The 16,992-nt window shown below is 53.8% G+C and carries 13 protein-coding genes; 9 read left to right on the top strand and 4 right to left on the bottom strand.

Going from position 1 to position 16,992, the window contains the following annotated elements:
- Window positions 1-99: 99 nt before the first annotated feature.
- From NST84_RS23820 to NST84_RS23795, 6 genes are all read left to right on the top strand, one after another.
- Entirely contained in the window at window positions 100-1,794 is a 1,695-nt protein-coding gene (locus NST84_RS23820; protein WP_342562594.1) for a histidine kinase, read from the top strand.
- Window positions 1,795-1,815: 21 nt separating this feature from the next.
- Window positions 1,816-3,411: a response regulator gene (locus NST84_RS23815; RefSeq protein WP_342562593.1), complete on the top strand. Its 1,596-nt coding sequence runs from the start codon at window positions 1,816-1,818 to the stop codon at window positions 3,409-3,411.
- Window positions 3,412-3,604: 193 nt separating this feature from the next.
- Window positions 3,605-4,543 carry a sugar ABC transporter permease gene (locus tag NST84_RS23810; RefSeq protein WP_342566508.1) on the top strand — a complete coding sequence of 313 codons (939 nt, stop codon included), beginning with the start codon at window positions 3,605-3,607 and terminating at the stop codon, window positions 4,541-4,543.
- Between the two features lie 19 nt (window positions 4,544-4,562).
- The gene (locus tag NST84_RS23805; RefSeq protein WP_342562592.1) at window positions 4,563-5,399 is read left to right on the top strand and encodes a carbohydrate ABC transporter permease; all 837 of its coding nucleotides are present in this window, start codon (window positions 4,563-4,565) and stop codon (window positions 5,397-5,399) included.
- Between the two features lie 140 nt (window positions 5,400-5,539).
- A complete protein-coding gene (locus NST84_RS23800; protein WP_342562591.1) occupies window positions 5,540-6,934 on the top strand; it encodes an extracellular solute-binding protein in 1,395 nt (464 codons plus the stop codon).
- A gap of 84 nt (window positions 6,935-7,018) precedes the next feature.
- Complete coding sequence (locus NST84_RS23795) at window positions 7,019-8,848, top strand: glycoside hydrolase family 35 protein (protein ID WP_342562590.1); 1,830 nt, start codon at window positions 7,019-7,021, stop codon at window positions 8,846-8,848.
- 107 nt (window positions 8,849-8,955) lie between these two features.
- On the opposite strand, the gene NST84_RS23790 is transcribed toward NST84_RS23795, so the two are convergent.
- Together NST84_RS23790 and NST84_RS23785 are read right to left on the bottom strand one after the other, a co-directional pair.
- Window positions 8,956-9,927 (bottom strand): aldo/keto reductase, encoded by a 972-nt coding sequence (locus NST84_RS23790; protein WP_342562589.1) that lies wholly within the window; start codon window positions 9,925-9,927, stop codon window positions 8,956-8,958.
- A 21-nt stretch (window positions 9,928-9,948) separates the two neighbouring features.
- On the bottom strand, window positions 9,949-10,368 hold the full coding sequence (locus tag NST84_RS23785; protein WP_342562588.1) for a MerR family transcriptional regulator: 420 nt from the start codon (window positions 10,366-10,368) through the stop codon (window positions 9,949-9,951).
- Between the two features lie 222 nt (window positions 10,369-10,590).
- On the opposite strand from NST84_RS23785, the gene NST84_RS23780 reads away from it, so the two are divergent.
- Window positions 10,591-11,622 (top strand): helix-turn-helix domain-containing protein, encoded by a 1,032-nt coding sequence (locus NST84_RS23780; RefSeq protein ID WP_342562587.1) that lies wholly within the window; start codon window positions 10,591-10,593, stop codon window positions 11,620-11,622.
- 110 nt (window positions 11,623-11,732) lie between these two features.
- Window positions 11,733-12,527 (top strand): SDR family NAD(P)-dependent oxidoreductase, encoded by a 795-nt coding sequence (locus tag NST84_RS23775; RefSeq protein ID WP_342562586.1) that lies wholly within the window; start codon window positions 11,733-11,735, stop codon window positions 12,525-12,527.
- 477 nt (window positions 12,528-13,004) lie between these two features.
- On the opposite strand, the gene NST84_RS23770 is transcribed toward NST84_RS23775, so the two are convergent.
- Window positions 13,005-14,990: an alpha-amylase family protein gene (locus tag NST84_RS23770; RefSeq protein ID WP_342562585.1), complete on the bottom strand. Its 1,986-nt coding sequence runs from the start codon at window positions 14,988-14,990 to the stop codon at window positions 13,005-13,007.
- A 132-nt stretch (window positions 14,991-15,122) separates the two neighbouring features.
- Here NST84_RS23770 and NST84_RS23765 point away from each other — a divergent pair, with 132 nt between their 5' ends.
- Window positions 15,123-16,031 (top strand): AraC family transcriptional regulator, encoded by a 909-nt coding sequence (locus tag NST84_RS23765; protein ID WP_342562584.1) that lies wholly within the window; start codon window positions 15,123-15,125, stop codon window positions 16,029-16,031.
- On the opposite strand, the gene NST84_RS23760 is transcribed toward NST84_RS23765, so the two are convergent.
- A complete protein-coding gene (locus NST84_RS23760; RefSeq protein WP_342562583.1) occupies window positions 16,032-16,910 on the bottom strand; it encodes an AraC family transcriptional regulator in 879 nt (292 codons plus the stop codon).
- Window positions 16,911-16,992 lie beyond the last annotated feature (82 nt).

Below are 16,992 nucleotides of genomic sequence, written 5' to 3'. Positions count from 1 at the left end.
GTATTTTTCCTGAGGGCCGGGGTCTTCAGGGGATGTCCATCCGCTGCCGGGAGCTGTTACAATAGATGCAAATGACCCGAAACGAAAGAGGCGCAGTGCATGCATAAACTTACCTACTACCGGAGAATCCAGCTGTCGTTTCTGCTGTTCATTATATTGCCGATCCTCGCAGTCTCCGTCTTCTCGTATACCCTGCTCAAGCAGAATATGATCGAGAAATTCCAGCTGAGCAACAGCAGCATGCTGAACGTTATTGCCGGTGAGATCGAGCGGACCATTGATGATGTAACCTTTGCCTCGCATTATATTGTTAACGATACCGGCCTCCGTGCCTCACTGGATAATTTTGCTGATACCGGCCGGATAAACACATACACAGACTATACCCGGTTTATGAAAATCAAGGACAGCTTTTCGCTCATTACCTCCAAGCCCTTAAATAACAGCATCCGCATGTATCTGGTCAACCGGGCAGGGTTTGTCATTTCGCCTGATTCGGAGAATCTGACGGCAATGAGCGGGCGGCTGGACCAGCTGCTGGCTAAGGTTGACCCTTTCCGGCCTGCCGTACTGCAGTGGCTTGGCCTTGTAAAGGATGAAGCGGATGGCAAGGGGACTTATTATATCGCCAGAGTCATCGGCGGGGGAGCGGCACAGCCCTATACGTCAGTGCTGCTGATCGCTATCAGGACGTCTTATTTTGAGCAGCTGCTCAGCCGGGTGGAGTTTGGCTCGCCAGCCTTGTTTGACGGCAGCGGAGTGCGGATCGCCGGCGGCCCGGATATGGCGCTGCAGCCGGAGAAAACGCCGGACGCAAAGCTCCGTCTGGAGACAGTGCTGGACAAAACAGACTGGACACTTGTCTACGAAACGTCCGAGGAAGCGCTGACCGGGCAGATCTCACGTGCATTTTACACTGGAATTGGCCTGGTGCTGCTCTTTACCCTGCTGTTCTCCGTTATCTCGCTTTTCTTTGCGAAAAGGCTGCACAGCCCGATCCGCAAGCTGCAGCGGGTGGCCCGCCAGTTTACAATGGGCAACCGTGACATGCGGCTGGATATCGTCGGCAAGGATGATATTGCGGAGCTGGGCTCCTCCTTTAACCTGATGCTGGATGAAATTGAGGTGCTGATAGCCAATATCGAGCAGGAACAGGAGCAGAAGCGGGTGATTGAGCTGGAGGCCCTGTTTATGCAAATCCGGCCGCATTTTTTGATCAATACCCTGAATTCAATTAAATGCAGCCTGATCCTGAATAATGACCAGCTGCACAGCAGTGTTATCGATTCGCTGATGGGACTGCTCCGTGCTTATCTGAAGGTCAGTGAGCCTTCTACGCTGGAAGAGGAATGCCGGCTGCTCGGATATTATGCCGATATCATGAATGTACGCAATGAAATGGAGCTGCAGCTGGAATTCGGGCTGACGCCTGATCTGGAAAAGTTTGCTGTCCCGAAGCTGGTGCTTCAACCGCTTGTGGAGAATGCCATTGTCCATGGCCTGGTCGACCGTGAGAATCCCCGGATTGCGCTAAGCGCATCCAGGGAGCAGGGCATCGTCACTATAATCATTGCCGACAATGGCTGGGGAATGGAGGAAGAGCTGCTTGTGGCGCTGAACCGCCAGCTGAATGACCCGGAATCGGAAGAGTATGCCGCTTACCGGAGGGTAGGCTTGCGGAACGTGATTCAGCGTCTGCGTCTGACCTTTGGTCCGGCTGCGGCGATGGAGCTGTGTACAAACGCGCAAGGCGGCATTTCGGCTGTTCTCAGTATTCCGGAACCGGACCGTTAAAGATCACAGGAGGTTAACATTATGCACAGAGTCATGCTGATCGACGACGATATTCCAATGCTGAAGGTGCTGCAGCAGATGATTGACTGGGAGGAATTGGACCTGCATGTAGCCGGAAGCACGTATTCCAGCGCCAAGGCGCTCCACATGTTCAGGGAGACGCAGCCTGATATCGTCATTACAGATATTGGGCTGCCCAAGAAATCCGGAATTGAGCTGGCTGCAGAGTTTACGGCAATGAAGCCTGATGTGAGGATCATCTTCCTGACCTGTCATGAGGATTTTCACTACGCCCAGGCCGCGGTCAGGCTGGATGCTGATGACTATCTGCTTAAGGACAAGCTGTCTGCAGAGCAGCTGGAGGCAAGTCTGCGCAAATCAGTTTCCCGCCTGAAATCAGGTATTGCAGGAAGCCAGCTGGAGAGCATGCCGAATAACGGGGGGCTGCTGAGACGGGCGCTTCTGCAGATGATCATGGATGGTGCAGATCTGGAGCGGGTCCGTCCGCATGCCGCCCGGCTGGGAATATCCTGGAGCTATCCCTGGTTTATGATGGGCATCGTTAATCTCCGCTACTGTGCCTATGAACCTTTTTACAACCGGAGCAATCTGCCGCTTATCCGTTATGCGGTTTACAATATTGCGCTGGAAATTGCGGAGTCCTACGAAGGGATTACCCCGTTCATCGAACAGGAGCAGTTCATGATCCTGTACAATTACCGTCATAATCTGGCCGGTAACGATGCGGCGTACTTCCACTCCTATCTGGAGGAGCTGATTGCCCAGAGCTCGGCTTACCTCAAGCTGACCCTGCAGATTGTTGCGGTGTCGGACCGGCTGGCGCTTCAGGCTGCCGGAGCGGTCTATCAGCAGCTCAGATTAGGCAGGCCCGAGTTCTACAGCACGGAGCAGCTTGTTATGGCTCCCTGCAGCCAGCTGCTGGAGAACATGTTCTATCCGGCACCTCAAGGATTTGCCGATCCGTTCCGCAATAAGCTGGAGAAGGCTATCCTTGAGAAGGAGGTTGAGGCTATCCGGCTGGTACTGGAGCAGTTCGGACAGGAGGCGCTAAGCCGCAGGACAGAGCCTGGCGAGTGGATTGGTGAGCTGATCCAGCTGATGCGCGGTGCGGAGGTGCTGTTCGCGTGCCGGAAGCCGGATGAAGATATTTATTACTATCTCGGTGAAGCAAGAACAGCTGAGGACACGCTGGGGCTTGCCTTTGGACGGATGGAGCAGCTTGTAAGAGAGCAGGGGACGTATTCTGCGCCTGTACCTGCAAATGAGCCGAGGCTTCAGGTTATTCAGGCGTTCATCGACCAGCATCTGACAGAGAATATTACTTCTATTGATATTGCGCAGTATCTGTACCTGAATCCAAGCTATTTCTCCCGGTATTTCAAGCGCCTGACGGGTCTAAGCTTCACCGATTATGTGCATCAGTACAAAATGAGAATTGCGGCCAATATGCTGAAAAGCTCAAGCCAGACGCTGGAAATGCTGGCGATGGGCCTTGGCTATTCCGACAGGGCCTACTTTTCCAAGGTTTTCAAAAAATATATCGGAGTGACCCCGAGCGATTACAAACAGAAGAAGCAGCTCCGGCGGACACCCTGAATGCTTCAGTTCCAGCCTCGCCTCCGTATGACCGTGCCGCGCATATATGCGCGGCTGTTTTTATGTCCGCCTTCCCGATTAAGCCCCTGTCAAAAAGGTCAAAATCTTACCTGTTACCGGTCAGAATCCGGCCTTTGAAATCGGGGTCCTTCCCGTATGATTATTTCAACAAATCATGTTAGAGGTGATCGAAGTGGAAGCTGTAAAAAAAGCCGCACTGACCGGCCAAAGCCGGACCGCGGACAAAAAATTCTGGACGCCGAAGCGGAAGGAAGCGCTGGTCGGCTGGCTGTTTCTGACCCCTGAAATTATCGGCATGCTGCTATTGAATGTGTTCGCGCTTGGTTTCTCACTGTATCTGAGCTTTTCCAAATGGGATATGCTGTCCGGCGTGTCCGGCATCGAATGGATCGGGCTGGGGAATTACGCCGAGCTGTTCCGGGACCCTGCCGTCATTGAAGCGCTGAAGAATAACCTGCTCTACACTGTGATGACGGTGCCTGTTCCCATCGCTGTAGCACTGGTGCTGGCTGTTATTATCAATAACAGTGTTTTTTTAAAGAGCTATTTCAAAGTTGTCTTCTTTATTCCGTACATCTCATCGATTATTGCCATTGCGGCTGTATGGAGCGCGCTGCTGCATCCGTCGCTGGGACCGGTTAACCAGGTGCTGATGCAGCTAGGCATTGATTCGCCGCCAAAATGGCTGGTTGATCCAAGCACCTCGTTATTGTCCATCGCCATTATCAGCACCTGGGCGAGCCTGGGATATACAATCATTATCTACACGGCTGGCCTGACTAACATATCCAGTGAAATTTATGAAGCGGCTGATATTGACGGTGCGACGCCGGTCAGGAAATTTCTGCGGATTACGGTTCCGCTGCTGCGCCCGACTACCTTTTTCCTGCTTATTACGATGCTGATCGGCTCCTTCAAGGTATTCGATATTATCTCCTACCTGACCGAGGGCGGACCGAACAATTCATCGACAGTGCTGGTCTACCGCATTTATGAAGAAGGCTTCACCAACTATGATATGGGCTATGCTTCGGCTATTTCCTGGCTTCTGTTCGCAATTATCGGTGTGATTACGGTTGCGACCTGGAAGCTGCGGAACGAACAAGCTTAGGATAAGGGAGGGATTAAGCATGCAAATCATAAGCAAAAATATCTCGAAATCGGTTCTGACCCTTGTGATGGGGATTGTGTCCATAGTCTTTCTGGTCCCGCTGATCTGGATGGTCTCGGCAGCCTTTAAATTTGAAAAGGATGTTATGCGTTTTCCGATCCAGTGGATTCCCGATAATATCAATGTCATTTACAATTTCAAAGCGGTGTGGATGGGCCGGGTGCCGTTTTATGATTTCTACTTCAATTCTTTGAAGGTAGCTGTCATTACGACGCTGCTCACCCTTATTATCTCCTCAATGTCTGCTTACGGGCTGACGAAGCTGCATTTCAAGGGCAGAAATCTGATTTTTCTGGCGCTGCTGTCCTTTATGATTATTCCTGACCAGGCAACGCTGATTCCGCGGTTTCTGATTATCCGCTGGCTCGGATTGTACGATACCCATGCGGCCATTATCCTGATGAGCATGTTCTCGATTTATTTTACCTTTCTGCTCCGTCAATTTATGATGGACATCAGTGATGAATATATTGAGGCTGCACGGATTGACGGGGCAGGACATCTGCGCACATTTGCTTCTATTATGATTCCGCTGTGCAAACCGGTGCTTGCTACCGTAGCCATTATTAAATTCATCTGGACCTGGAATGATTACCAGAACCCGCTGATTTTCCTGATGAGCAAGAAGCTGTATACCATTCCGCTGGGGATTACGCTTTTCCGCGACGACTACACAAACAACTACGCCATCATGATGATGGCTGCCCTGTCGGCAATCATTCCGCTGCTGGCTGTCTTTATTGTCATGCAGAAGCAGGTCATTAACGGGATTGCCCTGGGCGGAGTCAAAGGCTAGACCCTGCAGGGCGGTGTCCGAAGAAGGTAAAAAATCTCCCCGTTGCACCTCAAAATTATACACTTGGCTGTCCGGGCAGCCCGATATACTAAGGTAGCAAAGAGGAGCATCATCCATTTACGGTCAAGGGGGAAAACAGGATGAAACAAGTGTCAAAACGCAGAGCAGCGGCAGCGCTGGCCTTATTACTGACCGGCGCCATTGCAGTCAGCGGGTGCGGGGGCAATTCAGCGGGCTCGGAGGAGGCCTCAAACGGCGGCTCGGCCGGTAACCCGGGCAGCGCATCGGAGCCGGTAACCATCAAGTACTATAACTGGGATAATGAAGCGCAAACGGCGGGCACGGACGCCATGCTTGCAGACTTTATGAAGCAGAATCCGGAAATCAAGGTAGAGCATGTGGTGCTGGTTCCGGGAGACTCTGTTGAAATGCTGAAGAAGCTGGACTTTCTGATCTCTTCTGGTGAAGCTGTAGACGTAGTTGCACTGCCGAACCTGGGTGCAGTATATGAACGGGCCACAAGAGGAGCCCTGTCACCGCTTAATGAATTGTATGAACAGAACAGCCTTGTTCCCGAGGAAGAGTATTATGTCAATCCAAAAATTGATGACCAGTACTACGGCATGCAGCTTACTTCAAGCTTCAACTATGTCCTTCTCAACAAGGATGCTCTGGACGAAGCCGGATTGCCGGTGCCGACCTATGGCTGGACCTGGGATGACTACCGCGATTACGCCAAGAAGCTGAACAAAGGCGAGGGGGTAGACAAGCGCTACGGAACATACTTTCATACCTGGGAGCTGTACATGAACGCCCCGGCGCAGACGGTAATGAAGGACCCGTTCCGCTATGACGACGGCACCACGATTTTAGCAGACCCGACCTATAAATACTTTTTCCAGCTCCGGAAAGATATGGAGACTGCCGATCAGTCGGCCAAGCCTTACGCTGATGTGCTGGCTGCCAAGCTGAATTACCGGACCGAGTTCTTTAATGAAGAAGCTGCTATGGTGCTGACGGGCAGCTGGACCATTCCGGACCCGGGCAATCAGGAGCAATATCCGCACAGCTTCACTACGGCATTCGCACCGGTTCCGCTGCCTCCGGCAAATGCTGAACCGAAGGATTATGAAGGCGGTAAATATTTTACCAGCGGCACCCAGGTCGTCATGGGCTCAACTACTAAGCATAAGGAAGCATCCTTCAAGCTGATGCGTTATATGACAACAGCGGACTCGGAATCCAGACTGGAATTCTCCGGCTGGAAGAAGGCAGACAATCAAGTCGTGCTGGACCGTCTGATCGGTGAGGACAGGGAGCTGTACGACGTCGAGTCCCTGCAAAATACACTGTTCGGCGATGAAATCCAGTACCTGGACGCTTCCAGTGTAATTACCGTTTCTACTTCAGAATTGACGAAGGTCATCAATGACGGATTCAGTAAATTCATGCTCAGCGATGAATCCATTGATGATGTGCAGAATTGGATGGTAGACGAAGCAACCAAAATTATCAATGAAAAGGAAAACAAGTAGCTTATATTAGTGATAAACGGAGAACAAAAGAGCTTCGGGGACCGCCTGCCGGCCGCTCCGGAGCTTTCTTGTTCTTACAGGAGAATGGGGGCGGCGAGCTTGAGCCGATTGGAATGGAAGGATCAGAAATACCTGCTGGATGGCCGGGAGCACCGGATTTTGTCCGGGGCAATGCATTATTTCCGCATTGTTCCGGAGTATTGGGAGGACCGGCTGCTGAAGCTGAAAGCATGCGGCTTCAATACGGTAGAGACCTATATCCCCTGGAATTTTCATGAACCGGCGGAAGGGAGCTTCCGGTTTGACGGAATGGCAGATGTCGCCGGTTTTATTAAAACAGCGGGAGCGCTCGGATTGCATGTCATTGTCCGTCCTAGTCCGTATATTTGTGCGGAATGGGAATTTGGAGGGCTTCCGGCATGGCTGTTGAAATCGGGGATGGGGCTGCGCTGCATGGACGCTGGATATCTGGAGAAGGTGGACCGGTATTACGATGTGCTGATTCCGCTGCTAGTGCCTCTGCTCTGCACGAACGGCGGGCCTGTTGTGGCTGTGCAGGTGGAGAACGAATACGGGAGTTACGGGAATGATACAGCTTATCTGAAATATGTGCGCGACGGGCTGATCTCGCGCGGGGTAGACTGCTTGCTGTTTACATCAGATGGACCTACCGATGAGATGCTGATTGGCGGCACTGTTGAAGGGCTGCACGCAACCGTCAACTTTGGGTCCCGGGTAGAGGAATCTTTCGGCAAATACCGGGAGTACCGGCAGGATGAGCCGCTGATGGTGATGGAATATTGGCTGGGCTGGTTTGACCACTGGATGCAGCCCCATCATGTCCGGGAAGCCGGGGATGTTGCCCGGGTACTGGATGAAATGCTGGAGCAGGGCTCTTCGGTGAATCTCTATATGTTCCATGGCGGAACCAATTTCGGCTTCTATAGCGGAGCCAACCATGGCGAAGGATATGAACCGACCGTAACCAGCTATGATTACGATGCGCCGCTGACCGAATGGGGCGACATTACGGATAAATACAAGGCGATCCGGCAGGTACTCGGGAAGCACGGCATCGCTGCAGGCTGCCCGCTGCCGGAGCCGCTTCCGAAACTGGCTTATGGACGGGTAAAGCTGGCTGAAACGGCGGACCTGCTGAAGCAGCTGGATACCCTGGCCGACAGCCGCACCCAATCGGTCACGGTCCAGCCGATGGAGCAGCAGGATCAGGCATATGGCCTGATCCTGTATTCCACAAGGATTAAAGGACCAAGGACCGGTCAAAAGCTGCATCTGCGCGAGGTTCATGACCGTGCCCAGGTTTTTCTGGACGGCAAGCTGCTCGGTGTAGTGGAGAGGTGGAATCCGCTGCCGCTCGAGCTGAATATTCCTCCCGAAGGGGCAAGGCTGGATATTCTGGTTGAGAATATGGGGCGGGTCAACTATGGGCCGTGGCTCCGGGACCCTAAAGGCATTACTGAAGGAGTGCTGATCGATAACCAGTTCCAATCGAACTGGAGTATTTATACGCTGCCGATGGAGCCGGCTGTGCTGGAACAGGTGGATTATGAGGTCAGTTCAGAAGAACCGGCAATTTCGCTCGAAGAGCGTCCGGCCTTTTACCGGGGAACCTTCGAGGCGGAGGCTGTGGCGGATACCTTCCTGCGGTTTGACGGCTGGAATAAAGGAATAGCCTGGATCAACGGCTTTAACCTTGGAAGGTACTGGAAGGCCGGCCCGCAGCACACTTTGTATGTACCGGGTCCCCTGCTCCGCAAAGGACGTAACGAAATTGTTCTGCTGGAGCTGCACGGTCCGCCCGGAGACCGGGAAATTGTGCTCACAGATGTGCCTGACCTCGGGGAGTCTGCGGCTGTGGACGAGCGGGTACTGAACTTTGTGCAGGAGGAGTAAATAGCGAGAATTGCCTGAAGGGGGATGCCGCATGAGGAAAGGGAGGCTGTGCAGCTATAACAAGCTGTACAGCCTCCCTGATTGCTGATTTATAGGACAGCTGCAGCTCAGCCGTTCAGCTGTGACATCAGCTCTTTCATATAGCGGGTTCCGTGGACCCCGTCTTTGGGGCTTACCTGTTCAATGCGGGCCAGCTCATCTGCTGTGAGTTCAATGGCCGCGGCCTTTGCATTCTCCTCCAGATATTTGATCCGCTTCGTTCCGGGGATCGGCAGCGCACCCTTTGCAATGGTCCAGGCGATGGCCAGCTGTGAAGGCGTACAGTTTTTCTGAGCTGCAATTTCAGTGATTTTATCTACAATCTCTACATTCTTTATGAAATTATCCCCCTGGAACCGGGGCATGTATCTGCGCAGATCGCCGGCATCCAGGTCATCAAATTGCCGGATTTCGCCGGAGATGAAGCCTCTGCTTAGCGGGCTGTAGGCTAAATGGGTAATGCCGAGCTCTCTGGCCGCGGGAAGAACCTCATCCTCAATGTCCCGGCTCCACAGGGAATATTCGCTCTGCAGTGCAGAGATGGGATGCACGGCATGCGCACGGCGGAGCGTGGAGGCTGAGGCCTCTGACAGGCCGAGGCTGCGGATTTTGCCCTCTTTTACAAGATCAGCCATGGCTCCTACAGTCTCCTCAATGGGTACATCAGGATCTACCCTGTGCTGGTAGCAGAGATCGATATAGTCGGTATTTAAGCGGCGCAAGCTGGCCTCAACGGCTTTTTTCACATAATCAGGGTGACCGTTCAGACTTTCATAGTTAGGGGTATAGCCGAATTTGGTAGCGATAATCGCCTGATCCCGGCGGTCCTTGACTGCTGCTCCAAGCAGCTCCTCGTTGTGCCCGTTTCCGTATACATCTGCTGTGTCAAACAGTGTGACCCCGATATCAAGTGCATGCTGAATGGTCTTAATAGACTCCGCATCATTGGTTTCCCCGTACATGCCGGGTGACATGCCCATAACTCCAAGTCCCACTGCTGAAACGGTAATTCCGCTGTTTCCCAATTTTTTGTGCTTCATATGCTGATTTCTCCCCATTCTTTATACTTGTTTGCTGATGCTGTCCATCTGGTCCAGAAGCTTGCTCTCGGAAGGAAGCCTTCCCTGTTCAATCTCCGCATAAATGACCAGCTTGTTGTCCACGGCTTCAAGGGCTTCGGCAAGCTCCTGCTGCCGCCGCTGCAAATCCTCCCTGTACTTGTTCAGAATTGCTTTTCGCTGCGGAATTGTTGAATCGCCGTCCAGTGCAAGCCGGACCATCTGCTTCAAGGTAGACACCTTCATCCCGGTTGCCCGGAAGCAGGTCATCAGCCTCATCCAGTCCAGGTGCTCCTGCTCAAATATCCGGTTTCCGTGCTGATCCCTTTGAATATAAGGAAGCAGCCCCTCTTTTTCGTAATAGCGGATTTTGTGGGCAGGGCAGCCCAGGCGGTCAGAGGCTTCTTTTATAGAAAATGCCATGCTCCTTATCCTCCTTTCTGGCTTACATCAGGTATACCTGGCGGCTTGCTTTATAAAGCTTAAGGGTTAATGTACACATTAAGGCAAGCAGTAATTTATAGAGAATATCATAAACCGGTACAAGTATGGAAAAGGTCCGGCAAAGTTAGACTTTAGAACAGGTTAAAGAGTATGCTTGTGTGTAAAAGCCCGCATAGCAATGCTGTATAAGGAGAATCCCGTATGATGCTAAATTCCGCAGAATATATAAAATTCCCGTTTGGCTTCTGGTCCGGGGTACAGCAATTAGGAATTGCCCCCGCAGAGATAGCCCGGCAAGCCCGGCTTCCGCTTACTATAATTAAAGAGCCCAAGGTTAGTGCTGCAAAGTACTTTGCGGTCTGGCAGGCTTTTGAAGAGCTGACTCCGGATATTGCGGAGGGGATTACCGGACTTGTAACGTCTTTTGAAACGGTACACTATCCGCCGGATGTGCTGGCTACCTATCATGCCCGTGATTACCGCGATGCGCTTCACCGCATGGCCAGATATAAACAAATGTGCCCGCCCGAGAGGCTGCATATTGCGGAGGAAGGTGCAGACTGTATTATCGGGCTGGAGTGGCAGCATTCACAGGTGCCCGTCCCGCAGATTCTGATCGGGGTTACACTGGCTTATCTGCTGGAGCTGGGCCGGAGGGGGACGGGACAGGCTATAAAAGCCCGAGCAGTAGAGTTTTCACATCCGGCTGCTGATGTAACTGCACTGGAGGCTTATTTTGGGTGTCCTGTTCAGACCGGAACAGGAAGGAACCGGCTCACTCTGAGGCGCAGCGACCTGGACCTTCCTTTCACCACCTATAATGAAGAGCTGCTTGAGATACTGACACCTGCCCTGGACCGGACATTGAATGAACAGCAAGGCAGTCCTTCTGTTTCAGATACAGTAAAATGGATCATCAGGCGGAGCCTCATGGGCGGACATTATGACATCCAGGCTGTGGCCCGGGAGCTCAACATGAGTGACCGGACGCTGCAGCGGCGGCTGAGGGAGGAAGGGACAAGCTTCAAGGCGCTGCTGACGCAAGCCAGGCATGAGCAGGCCAGGGAGTTTCTGGCGGATCTCTCGCTCGAAATTAAGGAAGTCGCCTGTCTGGTCGGCTATGAGGATCAGAATTCTTTTTACCGCGCATTCAGGGTATGGGAAGGGGCTACACCGGCCCGCTGGCGTCTGGAGCATACAGTTCAGCAGGAAGATGGCGTGTACTGCAAGTAAATTGGCAGGGCAGGCTAGTTACCCGGCAGTCCCGGTAAAGTATGATAATCCCTGACGGAACGCAAGGTTATGCTTGAGGTTCTGAATGACATCAAGGGGAGACATGCGCTATGGATATGAGTTTGCAGGGAAAAACGGCCTTAGTAACAGGATCAACGAAGGGGATCGGCAAAGCCATTGCCATGGAGCTGGCGGGAGAAGGAGTGCATGTACTGGTTAACAGCAGAAACCGGGAGGAAGCTGAACGGATTGTTGATGAGATCCGCCGGGTCTTTCCTGCCACTGCTCCGCAGGCTGCTGCTGGAGACCTTACAGATATTGCACAGAGAGAAGCCTTGTATGAACAATACCCGCAGGTGGACATTCTGGTGAACAATATGGGCATCTATGAAATCATGGGCTATGCCGACGCAACCGATGAGATCTGGGAAAAGTATTTCCGTACGAATGTGCTCGCCGCTAACGCATTATGCAGATTCTATCTGCCAAGGATGCTGGAAAATAACAATGGCCGCGTAATCTTTATTGCGAGTGAGGAGGCAGTCATGCCTTCAGGCCAGATGCCGCAGTATGCAGTGACCAAATCGGCGTTGCTCTCCCTTTCCAGAAGCTTGTCCAGATTAACCGCAGGAACTGAAGTGACCGTCAACACGATCATGCCGGGACCGACACTGTCTGAAAATGTGCAGCAGATCATTGAGGGAATCTACGCCGCTGACAATATCCCCTTCGAGGAAAAAGAAAAGAGATTTATGGCGGGGAACCTGCCTCAATCGGAGCTTCAGCGCTTTATCAGACCGGCTGAGATCGGGAAGCTGGCGGCTTTTATCTGCAGCCCTTATGGAGCGGCGTTCAGAGGTTCGGCTGTCCGGATGGACGGGGGAATGGTGCCGACGATTTATTAAGGGGATGAGGACAGAGCGTTCGTATAGAGTGAATGTGTGGAAAAAAGGCAGATCATCCGGCCGGTTCCCCGGCAATGATTATGCAAGTATTGTGCTGCAGGTGTTGTTCTGCGGGTATTACAGGTAATACAGATATTGCTCATCAAGCTAAGTTGAAATTTGCTATCTAATTTTACGGTGAGCGCCGCTATCGGGAAACTAGGTGAAAAAAAGACACTTAATATCGCCGAAAATGCCTCTGAAGCGAGAAATAACCTAATTTAGGTGGCGTTTTTCCACTTAATGGTCGAGAATTCTGCAGAATGTCCGAATGAAGTGGCGAAAATCCAACTAAATGCGGATGGGAGTTCATCCCTTGTTGAAATTGAGAAAAATATAGTAAGTGAGAGCAGTAGCCAGCCCCAGACTAAGGCAATCGTCTGGGGCTGCTGCTTTTTTATGAAGGGAAGCCTATGCCGCGTCTTCTGCGAAAAGCCTCTAAGCCAGCTCAATCACAGCCATCTGGTGATTCTCAAGATGCGGGACAGTGTACGTAATTCCGCCGTCCTGGTCTGCCGTGAACGGCAGCTCACTCATCGCCGGAGCCAGGTAGACCCGCTTGACGGCTGCAGCAGACGGGAGCCGCAGGCTGACGGAGACATCACGCAGCGGCACGATGTCCTCGATTACCTCGATGCGGCCCTTCAGTGCCGGAGCCGCATAGAGAAGATGGTTCACGTAGCGGCGCTCAGCCTGCTGATACTGCAGGGTGGTGATGCCCCGCGCCGGGAGGCTGGTGCTGAGGACAGGCTGCGGGAGCAGCCGGGACAGCGCATGAAGCACCATCTCCTTCAGAATGAGATGGCCGCCGTCGGCATATTCGCTGAATACGTCCCAGGCGATGTAGATCCCGCTGCCGCTTTCGACCATGGCCGGCCCGTTGTCCTCCCGGGCTCCCGGTGTGTGCTGATGCGAGCAAAAGGTGAAAACATCGCGGTTAAAATACGGGTTCTCCAGATGGCCCAGGGCGTTCCCGCCGCTCAGCTCCACCAGCTGACCCTCGCCGTACATGACAAAGGAAGCTTGCTGCAGCGCACCGGGAGTGAAGTGCGGATGGAAATAGGACGGGCGGTACGTGTTCGTTCCCAGCCAGCTCACTCCCAGCTCCAGCGCAAAAGCATCCCCGGCCGGGTTCAGGCCGGACCTGCCGGTGGCAAGCACCTTGCCGCCTGCGGCGGTAAAGGCGGCAATGGCTGACGCCAGCTCCGGCCACACCGGCACCTCATCCGGCAGCACCAGCACCTTGTAGGCTGACCAGTCACTATCTGTATCAACAATGTCATACAGATAGTGGCCTTCGGTCAGGATACGCACGGCTCCGGCATCGGCCAGATTGCGCGCTCCCTTCAGCGCCTGCCCCCCGGGGCAGGCTTCGCGCGCCGCCTCCAGGGACAGGACGGCGATGTCGGCGACGGAGGTAACGCCGCTGCACCATGGCTCCTTCGCCTCGACCTCGGCGTAACCGGCGCCGATCAGGGCATAAGTGGCTTCATCCATCAGGCCGGACGGGTGAAGCTGGTCGCCGATGGAGCATTTGGCACCGTGGGCGAGGCTGAGCGCGGCTTCATAGCGCAGCGCGTTCGGATGCTTGTAGCCGCCGAATTCCCCCCAGGAGGTATGGAATTTGCCGGTCATGCCGAGAAATTCCAGCCCGAGCGGCTGGGCATAACGGGCGGACAGCGGGAAATGGTCGTAGCCCCAGCCCCCGGTCGGGAGCGATTCCAGCTCAAGGTGGGTGTTGACATGGACGAGGTCACGCCGGCCCCGCTGCTGATGGCCGTTGTTGTGATAGACCGGCAGGCCGGGCTTCACGGCATCGATGGTCTCACGGACGCGGCGCGCATAGTTGAGGTAAGTCTGCTCGCCCAGACGGACGACGGCGTCTTCGTCACGCGGGTCCTTGCCCTCTGCAAGCAGGGCAGCTACGCAGTACTGGCAGCGGCATTTGCGGGCACCGACGATGTCGAGGAAGATGCCGTCTGCATCATAACGGCTGACCACCTCATGAAGCTGGGCCAGCAGAATATCCAGATATGGCGTGCCCAGGCAGAATTCGTGGTAGCCCGGCGTCATGAAATCCTTCACCCAGCGCGTGCGGTCCTCCGCGTCGCGGATCAGCCACTCGGGATGGCGGCGGGCCAGCTTTTCGTCAAGGCCGGCAGATAAATAGACCGGTGTGCGGACGCCGATTTCGTGGGCAGCCTCAATCATTTCCCCAAGCAGATCGAAGTCAAGCTGCGGATGGATCTCATTGGCTTCACTGGGATGGTAGGCCCAGCCGTGATGGCATTTGGAGAACACAGTAATGGAATCGACATGGCCGGCGCGCAGCATGGACTGGAACTGGGCTCTGGAGAAATCTTTTCCTATACCTGGAATGGCCTCAGAGGTATGAAAGTCGAGATGAACCTGACGGAAACGCATGGATGAACAGCCCCTTATAGAATTTGGATATAAAGCGATTCCCAGTCAATGTACCTCTTTTCTGCAAGCGCTACCAGTGATATTATAGACTTGAACTAGCACAAAACCGACTTCAATACAGGAGGGGATAAGGTGCTCTGTCTGGAATTCACGATCCCGCCGCTGCCGAAATTCGTCACGGTGGGGCTGGCCGTCTGGTCGCCGGGTGACCGGCATTTTGCCCGTACCTTCGGGGTATATGATCTGCTGCTGGTCAAGCGGGGAACGCTGTATATGGCTGAACATGGGAAGGAATATGCGATCGGTCCGGGCAGGCTGCTGGTGCTTGAGGCAGGGCTGCCGCACGAGGGCTACCGGGTCTGTGAAGAGGATACGGAGATTTACTGGGTGCACTTCATTCATGAAGGGGAGCCGGCCTATATCCGGCAGGAGGATATCCCCTGGTCTGCGCTTCTGGCCAAAGGAACGGTCGAGGATGAGGAGCCCTCTGCGCAGCAGCGGCTGTATATGCCGAAATTTGCTGCAGTAGACGTAGAATCGCTGGAGCCGATTCTGGATGAGATGAACGAGATTCACAGCCGGCTGAACGCCGAAAATGCCCTTCGGCTCCACGTTCTCCTGGCTGAGCTAATGGCTGCGCTGCAGGCGGAATGCGCCCGCACAGCGCTGCCGGAGCCGGCGGTCCGGCTGGCCCGGGCGGCAGCAGCTTATCTCGACCGGCATTGGAAGGAGCCGTTTCAGGTGACGGGTCTGCAGGAGGAGCTGCATTTTCAGGCGGATTATATTACGCGGTGTATGAAGCAGCATATCGGCACAACGCCGCTGCAGTACGTGCTGCAGCGGCGGCTCGAAGAAGCCAAGAAGCTGCTTGGCGGCACGGTGCTCAGCGTCTCCGATATTGCCGAACGGATCGGCATCCGCGATGCCAATTATCTGACCCGGCTGTTCAGTGCAAGATTCGGCATGACCCCGGTAGCTTACCGGCGGCGGCTGCACCAGCGGGATGAAGCAGCTGCAGCCGCAGGAGAGAGCAGGGAGTGATTATCCGTGCTCCCCGGAGCCGCTAATCCGTTCACGGTATTCGGTTGGTGTACAGTTATATAATTTGCGGAACTGGCGGGCGTAATAGTTCTGGTCATGAAAGCCGCTGTCCATGGCCACACGGGATACCGGAAGGTCCGGATTCCGCAGCAGTGTGCAGGAATAGTCCAGCCGCTTGCGGATGACATAGTCCATGGGCGTGGTTTTGTAGTTCCGGGTAAAGACCCTCAGAAACTGGCGGGTTGACATATAAGCCATATCTGCCATGGATTGCAGGGTAACCGGCTGAAGGAAATGCTCCTCAATGTAGGTAACCGCCTCACCGATCCGTAGCGCCTTGTTGTCCTCGCGGCCGCTGCTGTTCTGATAATAACGGGAGAGCATGCCTACCAGTGCGGTAAAATAGGTGCGGACCATCAGCCGGTAGCCGTCCTCCCGGCGCTCATGCTCAATCAGAATCAGATCGAGCAGCCGTATAGCCTCGAGCAGCTGCCCGGCATCCAGCGAGAGCATGCCCCTGAAATACATTTCCTGGCGGTAAAAGGGCTCGATGTAGAATAAGGCCTGAAATCCGGGCAGCAGCCTGAGTTCAGACTGCTGCAGCAGCTCCTCGGGCTGAAACATCACGTTCACATACTGAATATCCTCGACATTCTTGTAGCCATGGGAAACACCGCTGTGAATCAGAAACACCTGGCCGGCCGTAACCGGATACTCTCTCCCCTCGATGATATGCACGGCGCTTCCCGACAGAATGACGACCAGCTCAGAGAAATCATGGCTGTGTACATAGTAATCATGGGTCAGCGGACATTTCTGGATCCGGAAGGTAAATCCGGGCTCAAGTCCGATGTCCCGCGCTAATAATTTGGTTGTCATGGCAATATTATGCTAAGGAAGGGCGAGATCGTCAAGGCGGAAAAGGGCAGGCAGCGCTACCATTAGATTGCGGGCATACCGC

Source organism: Paenibacillus sp. FSL R7-0345 (genome assembly GCF_038595055.1).
Lineage (GTDB): Bacteria > Bacillota > Bacilli > Paenibacillales > Paenibacillaceae > Paenibacillus_AQ.
This window is presented reverse-complemented; position numbering and strand designations above follow the sequence as displayed.